This window comes from Actinomadura sp. RB99 (assembly GCF_014706005.1).
In the GTDB taxonomy this organism is placed as follows: domain Bacteria; phylum Actinomycetota; class Actinomycetes; order Streptosporangiales; family Streptosporangiaceae; genus Spirillospora.
The window spans coordinates 25137-42405 of sequence record NZ_JABMCA010000080.1 but is presented as its reverse complement, the minus strand read 5'-3'; the positions used below and the strand labels follow the sequence as shown (position 1 = coordinate 42405).

17 protein-coding genes are annotated in these 17269 nt (G+C 75.0%); 12 read left to right on the top strand and 5 right to left on the bottom strand.

Annotated features, from left to right (window positions below):
- Positions 1-115 precede the first annotated feature (115 nt).
- The 9 genes from amrb99_RS41830 to amrb99_RS41790 all read left to right on the top strand — a co-directional run bounded on the left by amrb99_RS41830 (position 116) and on the right by amrb99_RS41790 (position 8454).
- Complete coding sequence (locus tag amrb99_RS41830; protein WP_190867084.1) at positions 116-289, top strand: hypothetical protein; 174 nt, start codon at positions 116-118, stop codon at positions 287-289.
- Positions 290-1591 (top strand): ATPase, T2SS/T4P/T4SS family, encoded by a 1302-nt coding sequence (locus tag amrb99_RS41825; protein ID WP_190867082.1) that lies wholly within the window; start codon positions 290-292, stop codon positions 1589-1591.
- Positions 1592-1643: 52 nt separating this feature from the next.
- Entirely contained in the window at positions 1644-2630 is a 987-nt protein-coding gene (locus amrb99_RS41820) for a type II secretion system F family protein (RefSeq protein ID WP_190867096.1), read from the top strand.
- Positions 2631-2646: 16 nt separating this feature from the next.
- Complete coding sequence (locus amrb99_RS41815; RefSeq protein ID WP_190867080.1) at positions 2647-3561, top strand: type II secretion system F family protein; 915 nt, start codon at positions 2647-2649, stop codon at positions 3559-3561.
- A 41-nt stretch (positions 3562-3602) separates the two neighbouring features.
- Entirely contained in the window at positions 3603-3815 is a 213-nt protein-coding gene (locus amrb99_RS41810; protein ID WP_190867078.1) for a hypothetical protein, read from the top strand.
- A 5-nt stretch (positions 3816-3820) separates the two neighbouring features.
- Positions 3821-4297, top strand: coding sequence for a TadE family protein (locus tag amrb99_RS41805; RefSeq protein ID WP_190867076.1), 477 nt, complete (start codon positions 3821-3823; stop codon positions 4295-4297).
- A complete protein-coding gene (locus amrb99_RS41800) occupies positions 4294-4779 on the top strand; it encodes a TadE family protein (protein WP_347257085.1) in 486 nt (161 codons plus the stop codon). Before amrb99_RS41805 ends, amrb99_RS41800 begins: the two co-directional genes overlap by 4 nt.
- Complete coding sequence (locus amrb99_RS41795) at positions 4776-5249, top strand: TadE family protein (protein ID WP_241756442.1); 474 nt, start codon at positions 4776-4778, stop codon at positions 5247-5249. Before amrb99_RS41800 ends, amrb99_RS41795 begins: the two co-directional genes overlap by 4 nt.
- Before the next feature lie 64 nt (positions 5250-5313).
- Positions 5314-8454 carry a BTAD domain-containing putative transcriptional regulator gene (locus tag amrb99_RS41790; RefSeq protein WP_190867074.1) on the top strand — a complete coding sequence of 1047 codons (3141 nt, stop codon included), beginning with the start codon at positions 5314-5316 and terminating at the stop codon, positions 8452-8454.
- Here amrb99_RS41790 and amrb99_RS41785 read toward each other — a convergent pair whose 3' ends face one another.
- From amrb99_RS41785 to amrb99_RS41770, 4 genes are all read right to left on the bottom strand, one after another.
- Positions 8455-9678 (bottom strand): hypothetical protein, encoded by a 1224-nt coding sequence (locus amrb99_RS41785; RefSeq protein ID WP_206700317.1) that lies wholly within the window; start codon positions 9676-9678, stop codon positions 8455-8457.
- Positions 9679-9803: 125 nt separating this feature from the next.
- Positions 9804-10871 (bottom strand): NYN domain-containing protein, encoded by a 1068-nt coding sequence (locus amrb99_RS41780; protein ID WP_190867070.1) that lies wholly within the window; start codon positions 10869-10871, stop codon positions 9804-9806.
- A gap of 49 nt (positions 10872-10920) precedes the next feature.
- On the bottom strand, positions 10921-11178 hold the full coding sequence (locus tag amrb99_RS41775) for an acyl-CoA carboxylase subunit epsilon (protein WP_190867068.1): 258 nt from the start codon (positions 11176-11178) through the stop codon (positions 10921-10923).
- Between the two features lie 74 nt (positions 11179-11252).
- A complete protein-coding gene (locus amrb99_RS41770) occupies positions 11253-12845 on the bottom strand; it encodes an acyl-CoA carboxylase subunit beta (RefSeq protein ID WP_206700316.1) in 1593 nt (530 codons plus the stop codon).
- 132 nt (positions 12846-12977) lie between these two features.
- Here amrb99_RS41770 and amrb99_RS41765 point away from each other — a divergent pair, with 132 nt between their 5' ends.
- The 3 genes from amrb99_RS41765 to amrb99_RS41755 are packed head-to-tail and all read left to right on the top strand — an operon-like array spanning position 12978 to position 16426.
- Positions 12978-15614, top strand: coding sequence for a phosphoenolpyruvate carboxylase (locus tag amrb99_RS41765; RefSeq protein WP_190867088.1), 2637 nt, complete (start codon positions 12978-12980; stop codon positions 15612-15614).
- Positions 15614-16057, top strand: coding sequence for a GNAT family N-acetyltransferase (locus tag amrb99_RS41760; RefSeq protein ID WP_190867066.1), 444 nt, complete (start codon positions 15614-15616; stop codon positions 16055-16057). The genes amrb99_RS41765 and amrb99_RS41760 overlap by 1 nt, the downstream gene beginning before the upstream one ends.
- Before the next feature lie 36 nt (positions 16058-16093).
- Positions 16094-16426 (top strand): TraR/DksA C4-type zinc finger protein, encoded by a 333-nt coding sequence (locus amrb99_RS41755; protein ID WP_190867064.1) that lies wholly within the window; start codon positions 16094-16096, stop codon positions 16424-16426.
- A gap of 22 nt (positions 16427-16448) precedes the next feature.
- On the opposite strand, the gene amrb99_RS41750 is transcribed toward amrb99_RS41755, so the two are convergent.
- Positions 16449-17222 (bottom strand): enoyl-CoA hydratase-related protein, encoded by a 774-nt coding sequence (locus tag amrb99_RS41750; protein WP_190867062.1) that lies wholly within the window; start codon positions 17220-17222, stop codon positions 16449-16451.
- Positions 17223-17269: the final 47 nt, after the last annotated feature.

Genomic DNA, 17269 nt, shown 5'->3' with positions numbered 1-17269 from the left:
GCGATGCTCTGCTGCTGGCCTTCGTCTGGCTGGCTCTACAGCCTGGTTATCGACAAGGCCAAGGACACGCTCCGGCGTTCGGCAGTTCGCCGTGTTCTTGAAGCTCTTACTGGAAGTGTCCGCGTCCGCACCGCCCGCCGCGCCGCCCATGCCCTCGATGCCGGACGCGGCCGGCGAGCCGGCGCCGCATGCGCGGCACGCCGCCGGGAACGGGCGTCCCGTCCCGCCCGCGGACGCGCGGTCCGAGCAGGTCCCGGCGGGCGGACGGCACGAGGAGCGGGGGCGCTAGGTGGACCACGTCCTCGTCAAACGGCTCCGCCAGGAGGTCGGCGACCGGCTCGCCCAGCAGCGCCGGATGGACGCCGCGCACGGGCTGCCGCCGATGTCCGGAGAGGACGAGCGGCAGTTCGCCCGCGCGCTGATCGGCCAGGTGCTGGAGGAGTTCGCGCGCGGCGAGATCACCGCCGGGCGGCGCCCGCCGAACGCCGAAGAGGAGGAGGCGCTCGCCGCCGGCGTGCACGCCGCGCTGTTCGGGGTCGGCCGGCTCCAGCCGCTGCTGGAGGACCCGGAGATCGAGAACATCGACATCAACGGCTGCGACCGGGTGTTCATCGGCTACGCCGACGGCCGCGAGGTGATGGGCGAGCCGGTCGCCGAGACCGACGAGGAGCTGGTCGAGCTGATCCAGATCCTCGCCGCCTACAGCGGGCTGTCGTCGCGGCCGTTCGACACCGCGAACCCGCAGCTGGACCTGCGGCTCCCCGACGGCTCGCGCCTCTCCGCGGTGATGGACGTGACGCTGCGCCCCGCGCTGTCGATCCGCCGCGCCCGGCTCGGCAAGGTGTTCCTGTCCGACCTGGTCGGCAACGGCACGTTCACCGAGGAGCTGGGCCGGTTCTTCCGCGCCGCGGTCCTCGCCCGCAAGAACGTGATGATCGCCGGCGCGACGAACGCGGGGAAGACGACGCTGCTGCGCGCCGTCGCCAACGAGATCCCGGCGAACGAGCGGCTCATCACGGTCGAGCGGGCGCTGGAGCTCGGCCTGGACGCCTTCCCCGAGCTGCACCCGAACTGCGTGGCGTTCGAGCAGCGGCTCCCGAACTCCGAGGGGCAGGGCGCGATCTCGATGGCGGAGCTGGTCCGCCGGTCGCTGCGGATGAACCCGTCCCGCGTCATCGTCGGCGAGGTGCTCGGCGACGAGATCGTCACGATGCTGAACGCGATGACGCAGGGCAACGACGGCTCGCTGTCGACGATCCACGCGAACTCGTCGGCGGAGGTGTTCAACCGCATCTCCACCTACGCGATCCAGTCGGAGGAGCGGCTGCCCGTCGAGGCGACGCACATGCTGATCGCGGGCGCGATCGACTTCGTGGTGTTCATCGAGAAGCGCAACGACTACGCCTCCGGCGGGCGGCTGCGCCGCTACGTCGCGAGCGTCCGCGAGGTCACCGGCGTGGACGGGCGGGTGCTGTCGTCGGAGGTGTTCGCGCTCGGACCCGGCGGGTTCGCGGTGCCGTCCGCGCCGATCGCCTGCGTCGACGAGCTCGCCGAGTACGGCTACGACCCGTCCCACGGGGGTGCCTGGTGATCACTGCGAGCGGGGTGCGGCGCGCGCGGCACGCGCGGAGCGGGGGCCGGTGATGTACTCCGCCGACGTGCTGCTCGCCGTCGTCGCCGGCGCCGTCGCCGGCGGCGGGCTCCTGCTGCTCGCCGTCGCGATCCGCGGCCTGCCGCCGCGGACCCGCCCGGTGCGCGGCCGCAGCCGCGAGGACCTCGTCCGGACCCTCACCACCCGCACCGCCGTCGCGGTCATCGTCGGCGTGCTCGTGCTCGCGGTGACCCGCTGGCCGATCGCCGCCGCCGGGACGGGCGCGCTCGTCCTCGCCTGGGACGGCCTCGCCGGCGGCGCCGCCGAGGAGCGCAAGGGCATGGCGCGGCTGGAGGGCCTCGCCGCGTGGACGGAGTCGCTGCGCGACACCATCGCGGGCGCGGTCGGCCTCGAACAGGCCATCCCGGCGTCGCAGCGCGCCGCCGCCCCGGCGCTCCAGCAGCCGCTGCGCACCCTCGTCGACCGGCTGCACACCCGCGTCCCGATGCCGGAGGCGCTGCGCCGGTTCGCCGACGACATCGACGACCCGTCCGCCGACCTCGTGATCGCCGCGCTGATCCTGAACGCCCGGCTGCGCGGCCCCGGCCTGCGCGACATGCTCAGCGCGCTCGCGACGTCCGCGCGCGCGGAGCTCGACATGCGGCGCCGCGTCGAGGCCGACCGCCGCTCCACCCGCCGCAGCGTCCGGATCGTCGTCGGCGTCTCGGTCGGGACGGCCCTCGCGCTCGCCGTGTTCAACCACTCCTACGTGCAGCCCTACGACGACTTCCTCGGCCAGCTCGTGCTGTGCATCGTCGTCGCCCTGTACGGCGCGGCGTTCCTGTGGCTGCGCCGCCTCGCCAAGTACGACCTGCCCGGACGGTTCCTCGGCGAGCCGCGGCAGGCCCGTCCCGGCGTGCCCGGCGAGGTGCCGAGCACGGTCGCGGGCTGGCAGGCCGGGCGCGCCGCCACCGGCGCCCAGGACCTCCCGCTGCGCGGCCGGCACACCATGGACGCGGGCGGCGGTGGTGCGGCATGACCGGGGGTGATGCCGCGTGACCGGCGCGATCCTCGCTGGCGCCGTCGTCGGCCTCGGTCTGTACGCGCTCGTCCGGGCGCTGTTCCCGGCGCGTCCCGGCCTCGCCGCGCGGATGGCCGCGCTCGACGCCGCCCGCCGCCGCGACCTGGAGGACGCGCGGGCCGGGACGGTCCGGCCCGCCGGCCGGTTCGGCGGGATGCGGGCGCGGCTCGGGCGGGAGCTGGTGGCGTTCTGCGAGTCGCGCGGCTGGAAGCTGCGCTCGGTCCGCGCGGACCTCGCCATCACCGAGCGGTCGCTGGAGGCGTTCCTCGCGACCAAGTTCCTGCTGCCCGCCGCCGCGCTGCTGTTCATCCCGCTGGTCGTCGGCTACTTCGCGCTGCTCGGCTTCGGGTCGTCCGTGCAGGTCCCGGTGTGGATCTGCGTGCTGTTCGCCGCGCTGTTCTTCTTCTTCCCGGACATGCAGCTGCGGCAGGAGGCGCAGGCCCGCCGGCAGGACTTCCGGCACGTCGTCGGCGCGTTCCTCGACCTGGTCTCGATGAACCTCGCGGGCGGGCGCGGCGTCCCGGAGGCGCTGATGACCGCGTCGAACGTCGGGGACGGCCCGGCGATGCGCCGCATCCGCGACGCGCTCGGCAACGCCCGCCTCACCGGGCAGACGCCCTGGCAGGCGCTCGGCGGCCTCGGCGACGACCTCGACATCGCCGAGCTGCGCGACCTCGCCGGCGCGCTCGCGCTGGTGTCCGACGACGGCGCGCAGATCCGCCGGTCGCTGTCCGCCCGCGCCGCGTCGATGCGCAGCCGCGAGCTGTCGGAGCTGGAGGGCAAGGCGGGCGAGCGGTCCCAGTCCATGCTCGTCGCGCAGCTGTTCCTGTGCGCCGGCTTCCTGGTCTTCCTGGCCTATCCGGCCCTGATGCGGGTGCTCGCCTCGTGACCCCGCATCGCCTCCGGGCCCGTCCCCTTGAAGGAGTCTCGATGAACCCGCTGAACGATCCGGCCCTCGTCTACCTGCGGGCCCTGCTCGGCACGCGGCTCGCGCGGCTGCGCGACGAGGAGGAGCGGAGCAAGGGCGCCTCGGCGATCGAATGGGCGATCATCACCGCGATCCTCGCGCTGATCGCGATCACCATCGGCGCGATCATCCAGAAAAAGATCCAGGACAAGGCCAACAGCATCAACACGGGCTGACCGCGATGCGGTGCCGTGGACGCGCGCGGGCGGCCGCCGCCCTCGCCGCCGCCCGCCGCCGGCTCGGGCCGGACGCGGGCGTGTCGTCGATGGAGTGGGCGCTGCTCACGCCGGTGCTCATCCTCGTGCTGCTCGCCGTCGTCCAGTTCACGATGGTGTTCCACGCGCGGCAGGTCGCGCTGGCCGCCGCGCAGTCCGGCGCCCGCGTCGCCCGGACCCAGCCGGTCGGCGGCGGCTGGCAGGACGCGGCCGTCACGAAGGCGACCGGCGACATCGACCACATCGGGCCGCACCTGATCAGCGGCCTGCACGTCGACACCGGCGAGGTGAACGACGAGCGGTGGGTGCAGGTCAGCGGCGAGGCCGTGCAGGTCATCCCGTTCCTGACCTTCCACGTGTCGCAGCGGTCGCAGGGGCCGATCGAGTGCTTCCGGCCGGACGTCGGGACGGGCCTCGCCTGCCAGCGAGGAGCGGGCCCGTGACCGGGAGGCTCGGGCGGATCGGGAGGGGGCGGCGGAGTGCGGCCGGCGGCGACCGGGGCTCCATGTCGCTGGAGCTGGTGCTCGTCACGCCGCTGTTCGTCGCGTTCCTGCTGTTCCTCGCCGGCGCGGGGCGGATGGTGGACGCGCAGAGCCAGGTGGACGGCGCCGCACGCGACGCGGTCCGCGCCGCGTCCATCGCCCGCGACGCCGGATCCGCGCAGGAGCTCGCGCAGGAGACCGCCACCGCCGGGCTGCGCGACTCGCGCTGGTGCTCCGGCGGCCCGTCCGTCCAGACGGACGTGTCGGACTTCGCGCCCGGCGGGCACGTCGAGGTGACGATCGTGTGCGACGTGAACCTGTCCGACCTGGCGTTCATCGGGCTGCCCGGCACCAAGCGGCTGCAGGGCCGGTCGGTCGCCCCGATCGACACCTTCACCTTCCGGGGCGGCGACGGACCGGCGGAACCGGGGGACGGCCGATGAGACGCGCCCTCCGCGTGCTCCGCGCCCGGACCCGGACCCGGCTCTCGGGCCAGGGCGGCGCCGACCGGGGCACGATCGCGATGTACACCGTCCTGTTCACCCCGATCGTGCTGATGCTGGCGGGCCTGCTGGTGGACGGCGGCCTCGCCATCCACGCGCGGCAGCGCGCCGCCGACATGGCCGAGCAGGCGGCGCGCGCCGGGGCGAACCAGATCGACACCGAGGCGCTCCGCACGACCGGCGAGCCCGTCCTCGACCCGGGACGGGCCCGCGCCGCGGCCTGCGGCCTGCTCGGCGACTTCGGCACCCAGGTCGCCGCGTCGCGCTGCGACGCCGACCAGCAGCAGGTGACGGTCAGCGTCGAGATCACGGTGAAGCCGCAGATCCTCGGGATCGTCCCGGGGTTCGGCTCGTTCACCCTGACCTCCACCGAGACCGCCCGCCCCGTCACCGGAGGAAACGGCCCATGAGGGCGGCGGAGAACGGCCTTACGATCGAGGCTACGTCCGAGACCCGGCGAACCGTGGGGGCGCGATGGTGACAGGGCATGGGCGGCGGACCCCCGTACGGGTGCGGGCGCGCCGCGGCTCCGGCGACGTCCTCGCCGGCATCGGCGCCCTCGCGGCGCTCGCCGCGCTCCTCGCGGGCGTCCCCTACGCGCTGCTGACGTTCTTCGGGTCGCCGATCCCGTCGCACCTGCCCGCCGCGTCCGACCTCTCGCACCGGATCGGGCCCGGCTCGCTCATCGGCATCCTCGTCGTGCTGGTCTGGCTCGCCTGGATCCAGCTCGCGCTGTGCGTGGTCGTCGAGGTGTACGCGGGGATCCGCGGGGTCGGCGTGCCCGCGCGGGTGCCGCTCGCGGGCGGCACGCAGTCGCTGGTGCACCGGCTCGTCGTCGCCGCGCTGCTGCTGTTCACCGCCACGTCCGTGATCATGCCGGCGCTCTCCGGCGGGCTGTCGCAGCGTCCCGCGCACGCCTCGGCGCAGGAGTACCAACGCGTCCCGGACGCGCCGGACCGTCCCGCCGAGGCGCCGCCCGCGCCCGCCGAGTCCCGCACCGAGACGCTCAGCGAGAAACCGGACACCACCAAGATCTACCGGGTGCACCCGCCGGAGGGCCGGCACCACGAGAGCCTCTGGGAGATCGCCGAGAAGTGCCTCGGCGAAGGGCGCCGCTACAAGGAGATCTACGACCTCAACAAGGGGCACGTGCAGCCGGACGGGACGCGCCTCACGATCGCGAGCCTGATCCGTCCCGGCTGGGTCCTGGAGATGCCGGCGGACGCCAAGCACGCGCACACCGTCCCCGTGAAGGACCTGCACGACTACTACCGGTTCGGGCACGCCGTCCCGGACCGTCCGGAGCATCCGCAGGACCCGGCGCCCTCGACGCCCGCGCCGCAGAATCCGGCGCCGCAGCCCTCGGCGCCGGCGACTCCGGCACCGCGGCCGTCCCACACCGAGGCGCCGGCGCACACCGCGACACCGCAGCCGCAGAAGCCGGCGCCCGCGCGTCCGCCCGCGCACACGGCCGCCCCCACGCCGTCGCCGCCCCACACCGCGGCGCCGAGCCCGTCCCCGTCCCACACGGCTGCGCCGTCCCCGTCCCACACGGCCGCGCCGTCCCCGTCCCACACCGCCGCGCCGTCGCACGGGGCCGAGACCCCGGCGCATCCGCCCGCGCACGGCGGCGGCGGTGCGGGCGGGCCGTCCGGCGAGATGGGCGGCGGCGCCGGCACCGGCGGCGCGAGCCTGCCCGGCCAGAGCCGGACCTCCTACGACGACCCCGGCCCGTCGTTCGAGCTGAAATGGCCGCAGGGCCTCGCCGCCGCGTCGCTGCTGGCCGCCGGCCTGCTCAGCGTGCTCGGCCGGCGCCGCCGGACGCAGATGTGGAACCGCGCGTTCGGCCACATGATCGCCCGGCCGGAGGGCGCGGCGGCGGAGGCGGAGCGCGCGCTGCGGTTCGGCGCCGACGAGGACGGCGCGCGGCTCCTCGACCTCGGCCTGCGGCACCTGTCGAAGTCGATGGCCGCCGGAGGGCGCGCCCTCCCGACCGTCTACGGGGTGCACCTCGGCCACGCGCAGAACGGGCAGGGCAGCCTCGACCTGTGGATCGCGCCCGCCGACCGCAACCCGCCCGCGCCCTGGCAGGCGTTCGACGACGGGCAGGTGTGGCGGCTGCGCGCCGACGCGGCGGCCGGGCTGGAGGCCGCCGACCTCGCCGACGTCCTCGCCCCCTACCCGGGCCTGGTCTCCATCGGCACCAACGACAACGGCCGCATCCTCGTCGACCTGGAGGCGGCGCACGGCCTGGTCGCGCTGCGCGGCCCCGACGACGACCGGCGCGCCGCCCTCGCCGCGATCGCGATGGAGCTGGCCACCAACCGCTGGTCCGACCACATGCGGATCACGCTCGTCGGGTTCGGCGCCGAGTTCGGCGAGGGCCTCGCCCGGATCGCCCCGGACCGCGTCCGGTCCGTGCCGAACCTCGCGGACGCGCTGCCCGAGCTGGAGGGCCGCACCGAGGAGGTCCGGCAGGCGCTCGCCGCGTCCGGCGTCGACTCCGTCCTCACCGGGCGCTGCCGCGGCGTGTTCGGCGAGGCGTGGATGCCGCACTACCTGATCATGGCGGACCCGCCGGCGGACTGGGAGGCGGACCGGCTCGTCGCCCTCGCCCGCACCGGCACCCGGATGGCCGCCGGCTACCTCGTCCCCGGCGACGTCCCCGGCGCCACCTGGACCTGGGACGTCGACGAGCGCGCCCGGCTGCACGCCGGCGTCCTCGGCTTCGAGGTGGACGCGCAGCTCGTCCGCGACGACCAGTACCGCGCGGTGTTCGACCTGTTCGAGACGGCCGGGCGGACCGACCCGGTGCCGCTGGCGGACCCCGTGGACGCGCCGCAGCCGCCCGACGCGCAGCAGTCGTCGGTCGACGTCCGGCTGCTCGGCCCGATCGAGGTCGAGGCGCCGGGGCCGATGGACGAGAGCCGCCGCGAACTCTGCACCGAGGTCCTCGTCTACCTGGCGGCGCACCCGAACGGCGTGCACCCGACCGTGCTGTCCGGCGCGATCTGGCCGCGCGGCGTCACCGCGGGCGTCCGCGACGCGTGCGTGGCCCGCGTGTCCGACTGGCTCGGCCGCGACGCCCGCGGCCGACCCAACCTGTACTACGACGAGCGCGGCCGGATCAGGCTCGGCTCGGAGGTCCGCGTCGACCTCGCCGTGTTCCGGTGGCTGGTGTGGCGGTCCGCCGCCGAACCAGCCTCCGAGATGGCCTACATGGCGTACGCGCTGGACCTCGTCCGCGGCCCCCTGCTCTCCGGCCGCCCCCGCGGCCGCTACTCCTGGCTCGCCGCGCACGACCTGGAGTACGAGGCGACGGCCCGGGTCGTCGACGTCGCGCACCGGCTCGCCGTCCTGCGGCTGGACGAGGGCGACGCGCGCGGCGCGGTCGCCGCCGCCCGCGCCGGGCTCCGGCTCGCGCCCGACGACGAGGGCCTGTGGCGGGACCTGCTCCGTGCCACCCATGCGACCGGTGACGAGGCGCAGGTCAGGATCGCGGTCGACGAGCTGCGCGGCCGCGTCGGCCGGGACCCGATGATCGACCAGCTGCAGCCGGAGACGGAGGCGCTGGTCGAGGAGCTGATCCCGGAATGGCACCGGGTCGGGTCCTGATCAGCGGTACAGGCCGGTGCCGCCCAGCGAGTACCGGCCCGGCTGCGGATGCACGGCCAGGGCCGCCGGGCGGCTCCGGAGCCGCGCCCGCCGCAGCACCCGGCCCGTCCGCGTCGACACCGCGTAGACGAGCCCTTCCGCGCCGGCCAGCCACAGCGCCCGCCCGTCCGACGACACACCGCCCGGGATCGCGTCCCCGCCGCCCGGCAGCGGCCACCGCGCGGTGACGCGGCGGGTCCGGAAGTCCACGGTGGCGAGCGTCCCGCCGCCCGCGACGAACAGCCGCCGCGCGTCCCGGCTGATCGCGAGGCCCCGCGCGCCCGGCGCCGTCCGGACGAACCCGCGCGGCGCGAACGTCCGCGCGTCCACCGCCCACACCCCGCCGTTCGCCGCGTCCGCGACGAAGAACGTCCCGCCGTCGGGGGACAGCCGCACGTCGCCCGGCCGCGCCCCCGCAGGCAGCCGGACCGCGCCCGCGACCCGCCGCCCCGGCACGTCCACCCGGAGCAGCGCCCCCGCCGACGTGCAGCTCATCACCAGGGACGTCCCGGCGAGCGTGAAGTCGCCGTCCGCCGCCGCGCACGGCAGCGGCACCGACGCCCGGGGCCGCATCGTCCGCGGGTCGCGGACCTCGATCCGCCTCGGCCGCCCCGCCGCGACCAGCGCCGTCCGCCCGTCGGGGGTGAAGTACAGCCCCGCCGGGTCGACGGCGGGCACCGGCAGGCCCCGCCGCCCCGTCCGCGCCCACACCGGGACCAGCACGTCGTGCACGGTGTCGGCGATCCACAGCCGCCGCAGGTCCCACGAGGGCACCACCCGCGCCGCGGCGCCCCCGCCCCCGGCCCCGGCCCCGGCCCCGGCGCCGACCCGTCCGACCAGCCGCAGCGTCCGCGGGTCGATGACCTCGATGCCGCGCCCGTCCGCGACGTACAGCCGCGCCGGCATGCTCCGCGCGCCCGGAGCGATCATCCCGGGCCCGGTCGCCGCGTACACCCGTCCGCCGGCCGGCACGACCGGCGGGTCCGCGGTCTTGGGCCGCTCCGTGCCCGGCCGCACGTAGGGCGCGGGCCCGCCGAGGCCCACCACGGGATCGTCCGGGCCGCCCTCGCCGGGCCGGTAGAAGCCGACGGGCGGCTCGCACCCCGAGACCAGCGCCATGACCCCGGCGAGCGCGAACGCGCCGGCCGCCCGTCGGCGCCGTCCTCTGGCACGGCCTCTCCCCATCACGGCCGCCGACTGTACCCGTCCGCGACTCCCCGCGCCCGAATAACTACCAAACGTGTCCATCGCGGGGACGCGGCGACCCAGCGGCTGTCAGCCGGAATGCGGAACGTGCGGGGTGGCGGAGGTCAGTCGGATTTGCCGAAGCCGATGCCGAACTCCCGGTAGACGCGCTCCCAGAAGCCGTCGCGGAGCCAGGTCCGGGCCTCCTGGTAGGGGCGCAGGGAGCCGCCGAGCTCCTTCTCGGCCTCGATCAGCAGCTCCTTGTCGATGACGGGCGGCAGGATCGGGCCGGGGAGCAGGTCGCGGATGTTGTCGCGGCCCCGCTCGAAGATCCACTTCTGGGCGACGTGCTCGCCGATCTCCAGCATGTGGTCGCGGTCCGGGCCGAGGCGGCCGTCGGACTGGGCGGCGGACGCCGCGTTCATCGAGGCCGCCACGGTCGCCGGGGTCACCGGGGCGCCGCCCGGGACGGGCACGGCGGTGCGGACGGCCGCGGCGGGCGCGGGCTTGACCGCCGGGGGGCGCCCGGCGAACACCTGGGACGGGGACGGGACGGGCGACGTGCGCTGCGCGGCGGCGGCCGCGTCGCGGACGGCGGCGGCGGTGCCGGGCGCGGGCACCGGCAGCACCTTGGCCTTGGTGAAGTACGGGCGCAGGAAGTCGGCGGACAGCACCTCGACCCGGTCGGACTCCCACACCAGCCATTCGGCCTGGTTGGAGCCGTGCGTCGGCTCCACGCCCCACAGGTGCACGCGGACGCCGTAGCGCTGCGCGGCCTCCACGGCGGGCAGCATGTCCTCGTCGCCGGCCAGCAGCACCGCGTCGGTGATCGCGCGGTGCCGGGCGAGGGCCTCCAGGTCGGCGCGGAGCTGCGCGTCCACGCCCTTCTGCTGGCCCTGCGCGTTCAGGTTGCCGAGCCGCAGCTTCACCAGCGGCAGGTTCGCGATGACCCGCTGGTCGACGGTGGGCTGCTTCTTCGGCGCGGCGTCGAACCAGTAGACGCGCAGCAGCTCGCCCAGCAACTGGTCGTCCGCGTGGCTGGTCAGTGCCTTGATCAGCTGCTCCGCGGCGACCCGGTACTCGCGCCGCGAGCCGCAGCCGAGCAGCAGAGCCCCGGAGGCCGCGTAAAGGTACCCCGCGTCGACGAAGATGGCGTATCGCGCGGGCTGTGGGACGAACTCCGAGGTGGCCATGGCCTTCCACCTTATTCGTGCGGAGACCCCCGCTGGGCGCGAACCACGGTTACGTGTCGCCCGATCCCATTCCCCGTCCGGGGATCAACACACCCCATAGGACGGGAGATCGGACGCATCCCGGGCGCGTCGCGCGGGCCCGCGCGGTGGCCGCCGACGCGGGCCAGCGGGACGTCCGGGGCTCTCCGCCGTCGCGGGCCGCGGCGGCGCGGGCTCGCGCGGTCAGCACCGCGACCAGCGCGGCGACCTCCTCGGGGGACGGGTCGCCCCGCACCACCTGCAGGAACGGCTTGTCTTCAGCGGTCACGGGTTCTCCTCGGCGGCCCCGGGGCCGGACGCGGCGGGCGGTCCGGCCCCGGAACGGGCGTCCGTCTCGGTGCTCTAGAGCGGGATGTTGCCGTGCTTCTTCGGCGGCAGCGTCTTGCGCTTCTCGCGGAGCGCGCGCAGCGCCTTGACGACCTGGCCGCGGGTCTCCGACGGCTTGATCACCGCGTCGACGTAGCCGCGGTCGGCGGCGACGTACGGGTTGGCGAGGGTGTCCTCGTACTCGGTGATCAGCTCGGCGCGGCGGGTGTCGGGGTCGTCCGCGGCGGCCAGCTCGCGCCGGTACAGGATGTTGACCGCGCCCTGCGCGCCCATGACGGCGATCTGCGCGGTCGGCCACGCCAGGTTGATGTCGGCGCCGAGGTGCTTGGAGCCCATGACGTCGTACGCGCCGCCGTACGCCTTCCGGGTGATCACGGTGACGAGCGGGACGGTCGCCTCGGCGTAGGCGTACAGCAGCTTGGCGCCGCGCCGGATGATCCCGTTCCACTCCTGGTCGGTGCCGGGCAGGAAGCCGGGGACGTCCACGAAGGTCAGCACGGGGATGTTGAAGGCGTCGCAGGTCCGGACGAACCGGGCGGCCTTCTCGGAGGCGTCGATGTCGAGCGTCCCGGCGAACTGCATCGGCTGGTTCGCGACGATGCCGACGGAGTGGCCCTCGACGCGCCCGAACCCGCAGATGATGTTCGGCGCGAACAGCTCCTGGACCTCCAGGAACTCGCCGTCGTCGACCACGTGCTCGATCGCCGTGTGCATGTCGTACGGCTGGTTCGGCGAGTCCGGGATGAGGGTGTCGAGGTCCTCGACCGGCTCGGACGGGTCGACCGGCACGTCGAACGCGGGCGCGTCCGAGAGATTGTTGGACGGCAGGTACGACAGCAGCGCCTTGACGTACTCGATCGCGTCCTCCTCGTCGGAGCCCTGGTAGTGGGCCACGCCCGACTTGGAGTTGTGCGAGTGCGCCCCGCCGAGCTCCTCCATGGTCACCTCCTCGCCGGTGACCGTCTTGATGACGTCCGGGCCGGTGATGAACATGTGCGAGGTCTGGTCGGCCATGACGATGAAGTCGGTGATCGCGGGGGAGTACACCGCGCCGCCCGCGCACGGCCCGAGGACCAGCGAGATCTGCGGGATGACGCCGGAGGCGTGCACGTTCCGCTTGAAGATCTCCGCGTACAGGCCGAGCGCGACCACGCCCTCCTGGATCCGCGCGCCGCCGGAGTCGTTGATCCCGACCACCGGGCAGCCCGTCTTCAGCGCGTGGTCCATGACCTTGACGATCTTCTCGCCGAACACCTCGCCGAGGGACCCGCCGGAGACGGTGAAGTCCTGGCTGAAGACCGCGACCGGCCGGCCGTCGACCGTGCCGTACCCGGTGACGACGCCGTCGCCGTAGGGGCGGTTCTTCTCCATCCCGAAGTTGGTGGACCGGTGCCGCGCCATCTCGTCGAACTCGACGAACGAGCCGGGGTCGAGCAGCGCGTCGATCCGCTCCCGGGCCGTCATCTTGCCCTTGGCGTGCTGCTTCTCGACGGCGCGCGCCGAGCCCGCGTGCACCGCCTCGTAGCGGCGTCGTTCCAGGTCCGCGATCTTTCCCGCCGTCGTGTGGATGTCGTACTCGACCGCGGGTTCAGGGGCTTCCATCGCCATGCGGGCCAGGGTAACCGCACGCTGACCCCGGACCTGCGGGCGGGGCCCGCTGACCGGGATGAACTCCGCCTTACCGGGGCTCGTTACGCTGGGCGCGTGGCTACGAAGACGCGAGACACCCTGCGGCAGGACATGCCGGAACCGCTGCGCCGTGACGTCCGCCTCCTCGGGGCGATGCTGGGCGACGGGCTGGTGGAGTACGGGGGGCGGGAGCTGCTGGACGACGTCGAGCGGCTGCGCCACGCGGTGATCGCCGCCCGCCGGGGCGAGACGTCCGCCGACGAGGTCGCGGCGATCGTCGACGGCTGGACGCTGGAGCGCGCCGAGCAGGTCGCGCGCGCGTTCACCGTGTACTTCCACCTGACGAACCTCGCCGAGGAGCACCACCGGATCCGGACGCTCCGCGAGCGCGACACCGGCGGGAGCGTCCCGGGCTCGGTGGCCGCGGCCGTCGAGGAGATCCGCGCCGCCGGCGGCGACCGGCTCGCCGAGATGATCGACGGCCTGGAGTTCCGGCCCGTCTTCACCGCGCACCCGACCGAGGCCCGCCGCCGCGCCGTCGTCACCGCGATCCAGCGGATCAGCGACCTGCTGACGGCGCTGAACGCCGGGCAGGGCGCGAGCGAGCGGGAGGAGACCGAGCGGCGGCTCCGCGAGGAGATCGACGTGCTCTGGCGGACGGCGCTGCGCCGCGGCACCCAGATGGACCCGCTCGACGAGGTCCGCACCGCGATGGCCGCGTTCGACGAGACGATCTTCCGGGTCGTGCCGCACGTCTACCGCGCCCTCGACCGCGCCCTCGACGGGGAGGACACCGGCACCCGCCCGCCGAAGGCCCGCCCGTACCTGCGGTTCGGCAGCTGGATCGGCGGCGACCGGGACGGCAACCCCTACGTCACCGCGCAGGTCACCCGCGACGCGGTCATGATCCAGGCGGACCACGTGCTGCGCGCGCTGGAGACCGCGTGCGCGCGGGTCGGCCGCGAGCTGACCGTCCACGAGTCCACGACGCCCGCCTCGGCGGAGCTGCGGGACGCGCTCGCCGCCGCCCGCACCGCGCACCCGTCCCGGCTCGCCGAGGGCACCAAGCGGTCGCCGGGCGAGCCGCACCGCCAGTTCCTGCTGTACGCGGCGGCGCGGATCGCCGCGACCCGCGAACGCGACGCCGACCTCGCCTACGCGTCCCCGGACGAGCTGCTCGCCGACCTGCGGACCGTCCAGGAGTCCCTGGCCGCCGCCGGCGCCGTCCGGCAGGCGTACGGGCGCGTCCAGCAGCTGATCTGGCAGGTCGAGACGTTCGGCTTCCACCTCGCCGAGCTGGAGATCCGCCAGCACTCCGAGCTGCACGAGAAGGCCCTGGCCGAGGTCCGCGCGGGCGGCGACGGCGCTACCCGAGGGGGGACGACCCCCCACACCCCCCGGCAACAGCTCAGTGAGATGACCGAGGAGATCCTCGAGACCCTCCGCGTCGTCGCGTGGATCCAGAAGCGCTTCGGCGTCCGCGCCTGCCACCGCTACATCGTGTCGTTCACCCGGTCCGCGCAGGACATGGCGAACGTCCACGAGCTGGCCGCGTCCCTCGGCGAGGGCGCGCCCGTCCTCGACGTGATCCCGCTGTTCGAGACCGGCGAGGACCTGGAGCGCGCCCCGTCCGTGCTGGAGGGGATGCTGGAGATCCCGGCCGTCCGGCGCCGGCTGGACGACACCGGCCGCCGCATGGAGGTCATGCTCGGCTACTCCGACTCCGCGAAGCAGCTCGGCCCGGCCAGCGCCACCCTGCGGCTGTACGACACGCAGGAGGCGCTCGCCGCGTGGGCGGCCCGCAACGACATCACGCTGACGCTGTTCCACGGCCGCGGCGGGTCCCTCGGCCGCGGCGGCGGTCCCGCCAACCGGGCGATCCTCGCGCAGGCCCCCGGGTCCGTGGCGGGCCGCTTCAAGGTCACCGAGCAGGGCGAGGTGATCTTCGCCCGGTACGGCCGGACGGAGATCGCCGAGCGGCACGTCGAGCAGGTCACCAGCGCCGTCCTGCTGGCCTCGACCGACGCCGTCCAGGACCGCGCCCGGGAGGCCGCCGCCCGGTTCCGCCCGCTCGCCGACAAGATCGGCGAGGCGGCCAAGGACGCGTTCCGGGCGCTGATCGAGACCGACGGCTTCGCCGCCTGGTTCGCCCGCGTCAGCCCCCTGGAGGAGATCGCCGAGCTGCGGATCGGGTCCCGCCCGGCCCGCCGCAAGGCCGCCCGCGGCCTGGAGGACCTGCGCGCCATCCCCTGGGTGTTCGCGTGGACGCAGACCCGCGTCAACCTGCCCGGCTGGTACGGCCTCGGCAGCGGCCTCGCCGCCGTCTCCGACGACGGCCGCGACCTCGTCGGGCTCCGCGAGGCCTACGAGGCGTGGCCGCTGTTCAACACGCTGCTCGACAACGCCGAGATGAGCCTCGCCAAGTCCGACCGGGCGATCGCGGAGCGCTACCTCGCGCTCGGCGGGCGCCCCGAGCTGTCCGAGACCGTCCTCGCCGAGTACGACCGCACCCGGCGGCTCGTCCTCGCGGTCACCGGCCACGAGCGGCTGCTGGAGAACCGCCGCGTGCTGTCCCGCGCCGTCGAGCTGCGCAACCCGTACGTGGACGCCCTCTCGCACCTCCAGTTGCGCGCCCTCACCGCGCTGCGCGCCGGGGACGTCACCGACGAGGAGGAGCGCAGCCACCTCGAAGCGCTGCTGCTCCTGTCGGTGAACGGGGTCGCCGCCGGACTGCAGAACACCGGCTGATGGCGGAGGTCAGGCCCGCGACCGCCGCCGACCGGCCGCGCGTGGAGGAGATCGTCCAGGCCGCCTACGCGCCGTGGGCGGAGATCATCGGCACCCGTCCCATGCCCATGGACGACGACTACGCCGCGCTGATCGGGGCCGGGCACGTGTTCGTGACCGGCCCCGGGCCGGACGGCCTGATCGTCCTCATTCCCGAGGACGGCGTCCTCCTCGTCGACAACGTGGCCGTGCACCCGGAGCTGCACGGCACGGGCATCGGCGGGCGGCTGCTCGCGTTCGCCGAGGCCCGCGCCCGCGCCCTCGGCCTGCCCCGGCTCCGCCTGATCACCAATGAGCGGATGACCGGCAACATCGACCGCTACCAGCGGCTCGGTTACCGGGAGACCGGCCGCGAGGTGCTCAAGGGCCGCAACGTCGTCCACATGGCCAAGCCGCTGGCGTGAGGAATCGCGCCGGGCGCGGCCGGCGTTGAAGGCGGTGTGACCACAGCGGAGGAACGCCTTGTCGCCGACCGCGCGGGCACGCTGGAGCTTCTGGCGTCGCTGCGCCGCGACTGGGACGGCGTCGTCGAGGCGTCGGCGCAGAGCAACGCGGACGACGAGCACGACCCGGAGGGCGCCACGATCGCCTTCGAACGCGCCCGGATCGAGGCGTCGCTGAGCCGGGCCGAGGCCCGGCTGGCCGAGATCGACGGCGCGCTGCGCCGGCTCGCCGAGGGCGCCTACGGGATCTGCGAACGCTGCGGCGGCCCGATCGCGCCGGAGCGTCTGGAGGCCCGCTCCATGGCCCGCACCTGCGTCGCCTGCGCCTGACGCCCCCGTCGAGCGGAGTGGGCTAGCTCGGCCATTCGGGCTTGCGCTTGTCGTTGAAGGCGGCGATGCCCTCGCGGCGGTCGGCGGAGAACGCGACGGTCCGCCAGGCGTTGTCCTCCAGGTCCAGGCCCGCCTCCAGGGAGACGCCGGCGCCGAGGCGCAGCGCGCGCTTGGCGGCCCTGACGGCCGTCGGGGAGTTCCGCGCGATCACCTGGGCGATGCCGAGGGCCTCCTCGCGGGCGGTCCCGGCGGGCACCTTCCGGTCGGCGAGGCCGTACTCCAGGGCCTCCTCGATGCCGAGGCGGCGCCCGGTGAACACCAGGTCGGCGGCCTTGCCGGGGCCGAGCTTGCGCAGCGCCAGCTGCGTCCCGCCGCCGCCGGGGACGAGCCCGACGCTCACCTCGGGGAGCCCGAACACGGCCGACTCGTCCGCCACGATCATGTCGGCGGACAGCGCGAACTCGCAGCCGCCGCCCAGCGCGTACCCGTGCACCGCCGCGATCACCGGCTGCGGGAGGTTCAGGACGCCGCCGAATGCGGCCCGGAAAACCGGCCGCTGCGCGAGGATCTCCTCGTCGCTCATCGAGTTGCGTTCCTTCAGGTCCGCGCCGACGCAGAACGCCTTCTCGCCCGCCGCACTCAGCACCACCGCCCGGACGGACGCGTCGTCGGCGACCTCGCGGCACACCGCGGCCAGCCGCCGCGCCATCGACGTCGACAGGGCGTTGAGGGCCTCGGGCCGGTCCAGCACGATCTCCGCGACGTGCCCGTCGCGCCGCAGCGTCACACCATCCATGCGGCGAACCCTAACGGCCGCCCCTGCGCCGGCTCGCGGCGAGGTTC

Excerpts from the sequence above, each read along its gene's own strand:
- amrb99_RS41820 (WP_190867096.1), top strand. The coding sequence starts at position 1,644 with ATGTACTCCGCCGACGTGCTGCTCGCCGTCGTCGCCGGCGCCGTCGCC.
- amrb99_RS41810 (WP_190867078.1), top strand. The coding sequence starts at position 3,603 with ATGAACCCGCTGAACGATCCGGCCCTCGTCTACCTGCGGGCCCTGCTC.
- amrb99_RS41805 (WP_190867076.1), top strand. The coding sequence starts at position 3,821 with ATGCGGTGCCGTGGACGCGCGCGGGCGGCCGCCGCCCTCGCCGCCGCC.
- amrb99_RS41795 (WP_241756442.1), top strand. The coding sequence starts at position 4,776 with ATGAGACGCGCCCTCCGCGTGCTCCGCGCCCGGACCCGGACCCGGCTC.
- amrb99_RS41790 (WP_190867074.1), top strand. The coding sequence starts at position 5,314 with ATGGTGACAGGGCATGGGCGGCGGACCCCCGTACGGGTGCGGGCGCGC.
- amrb99_RS41785 (WP_206700317.1), bottom strand. The coding sequence starts at position 9,678 with ATGGGGAGAGGCCGTGCCAGAGGACGGCGCCGACGGGCGGCCGGCGCG.
- amrb99_RS41780 (WP_190867070.1), bottom strand. The coding sequence starts at position 10,871 with ATGGCCACCTCGGAGTTCGTCCCACAGCCCGCGCGATACGCCATCTTC.
- amrb99_RS41770 (WP_206700316.1), bottom strand. The coding sequence starts at position 12,845 with ATGGCGATGGAAGCCCCTGAACCCGCGGTCGAGTACGACATCCACACG.
- amrb99_RS41765 (WP_190867088.1), top strand. The coding sequence starts at position 12,978 with ATGCCGGAACCGCTGCGCCGTGACGTCCGCCTCCTCGGGGCGATGCTG.
- amrb99_RS41760 (WP_190867066.1), top strand. The coding sequence starts at position 15,614 with ATGGCGGAGGTCAGGCCCGCGACCGCCGCCGACCGGCCGCGCGTGGAG.
- amrb99_RS41750 (WP_190867062.1), bottom strand. The coding sequence starts at position 17,222 with ATGGATGGTGTGACGCTGCGGCGCGACGGGCACGTCGCGGAGATCGTG.